Source organism: Oribacterium sp. (assembly GCF_057249185.1).
The window spans coordinates 1-1,848 of record NZ_DBHIGR010000257.1 but is presented as its reverse complement, the minus strand read 5'-3'; the positions used below and the strand labels follow the sequence as shown (position 1 = coordinate 1,848).

At 41.7% G+C, this 1,848-nt stretch carries 2 protein-coding genes; one reads left to right on the top strand and one right to left on the bottom strand.

Annotation, left to right across the window (positions count from 1 at the left end; genetic code table 11):
* Positions 1-205: 205 nt before the first annotated feature.
* Positions 206-1,540 (top strand): MATE family efflux transporter, encoded by a 1,335-nt coding sequence (locus ACO4PX_RS10145; RefSeq protein WP_304072489.1) that lies wholly within the window; start codon positions 206-208, stop codon positions 1,538-1,540.
* On the opposite strand, the gene ACO4PX_RS10140 is transcribed toward ACO4PX_RS10145, so the two are convergent.
* Positions 1,520-1,848: hypothetical protein (locus ACO4PX_RS10140; RefSeq protein WP_485572589.1), on the bottom strand; the 329-nt coding region annotated here is incomplete at its 5' end. The genes ACO4PX_RS10145 and ACO4PX_RS10140 overlap by 21 nt on opposite strands.

Below are 1,848 nucleotides of genomic sequence, written 5' to 3'. Positions count from 1 at the left end.
TTCCTTTTTCTATTTTTTAAAAGCGTTAGAGAGAGGAGGGGAAATGAAGGAGTTAGAGAAGACAGAAGTAACAACAAAAACAGAATTGGTGGGGAACATCGAGAAGACGGAAACCATTGAGAAAACAGAAAAGCTGGTAAAGACCGGTAAGGAAGAGAAGATAGAAACAATCGAGAAGATTAAAACTACAGAGAAGAAAACCGCAATGTTAAATCTTACGGAAGGTGACCCCTTAAGTTTAATTCTTCGTTTTGCCTTCCCGATGTTGCTGGGAACCTTGTTCCAACAGTTCTACGGCATGATGGATACCATTATCGTCGGAAAGATGATTGGACTGAAGGCCCTTGCGGGGGTGGGTTCTACGGGTGCCATTAACTTCATGATTAACGGCTTTGTCATCGGAACCTGCTCCGGCTTTGCGATTCCTGTAGCACAGAAATTCGGTGCGGGACAGTTTGAAAAGCTCAGAAAATACGTAGGAAATATTCTGTATTTAACCGTGATTTTTTCTGTTGTTATGACCATTGTCATCGGTATTTTGACAGAACCGATTCTTCACTGGATGAATACGCCGGAAGAAACCTTTTCCTATGCCTATCTTTATATTTTTATTGTGTTTTTGGGGATTCCGACGACCTTTCTTTATAATATTACAAGCTCCGTAGTTCGTTCTCTGGGAGATTCCAAAACACCGGTGTATTTCTTGATCCTTGCGGCACTATTGAATATTATTCTGGACTATGTGAGTATCCGCTTTTTAGGCTTTGGGGTGGATGGACCTGCTTATGCCACGGTGATTTCTCAGTTTGTTTCCGGACTATTGTGTTTAATATATATGATTAAGCGCTTTCCGATTATTCACTTGAAAAAGGAAGATTTGAAACTGGAAAGACATTACTATAAAAGACTTCTTTTGATGGGAGTTCCTATGGGACTGCAATACAGTATCACAGCCATCGGTTCCGTTATCTTACAGACAGCGGTAAATGGTCTAGGTTCTCAGGCTATGGCGGCCATTACCGCAGGACAAAGAATCAGTAATTTCTGCTGTTGTGTCTTTGACTCTTTAGGAGTAACCATGGCAACCTTCGCAGGACAAAATGTTGGGGCCAGAAAGCTCTCACGTATTAAAAAGGGTGTTTGGGAAGCCACCAAGGTGGGAAGTATCTATGCAGTATTGATATGCGCCGTACTTTTCTTCTTCGGAGATGAAATTCCTAAGATTTTTATTAATGCCAATGAAGTGGAAGTTATTAAAATGGCTAAGGAATTCCTTTTGGGAAATGCCTTTTTCTATATTCCTTTGGCGGTTTTGAATGTTTGGCGTTTTTCCGTTCAGGGAATGGGCTTCTCCGGATTCGCTATGCTGGCCGGGGTAAGCGAAATGATAGCAAGAATCATTGTGGCTTTTATCTTTATTCCATTACTGGGCTATATGGCAGCTTGTTATGCTTCTCCTCTGGCTTGGATTTTTGCGGATGCCTTTTTGATTCCGGCATTTTTCAAATGTATGAAGCGATTAAAGAGATTCCCGGCATAAATCTTCTCCTGTGCCTCCGCATTCTCCCCGAAGCTTCTTATGACAAAGATCGCAGGACATCCTTTCCGGAATGAGGTGTTGATAAGGCTTTGTAGCAAAGGGGTTTAGAGAAGAGTAGAACTCTGTCTTTCCCTGACATAGAAGTTCATTTTCCTTCGTATATAGGGCGTAGGATATGGTGGAAGACAGTTCCTCTACAAGCTCATGAAAAATATGGAGAAAATATTCATTTTCCCCGATGCTGAAGAGGACGATGAAAGGAAAGGAGCCTTCCTCTTTTAAAAGTTGAATATGGCAGGGCTCTTCTT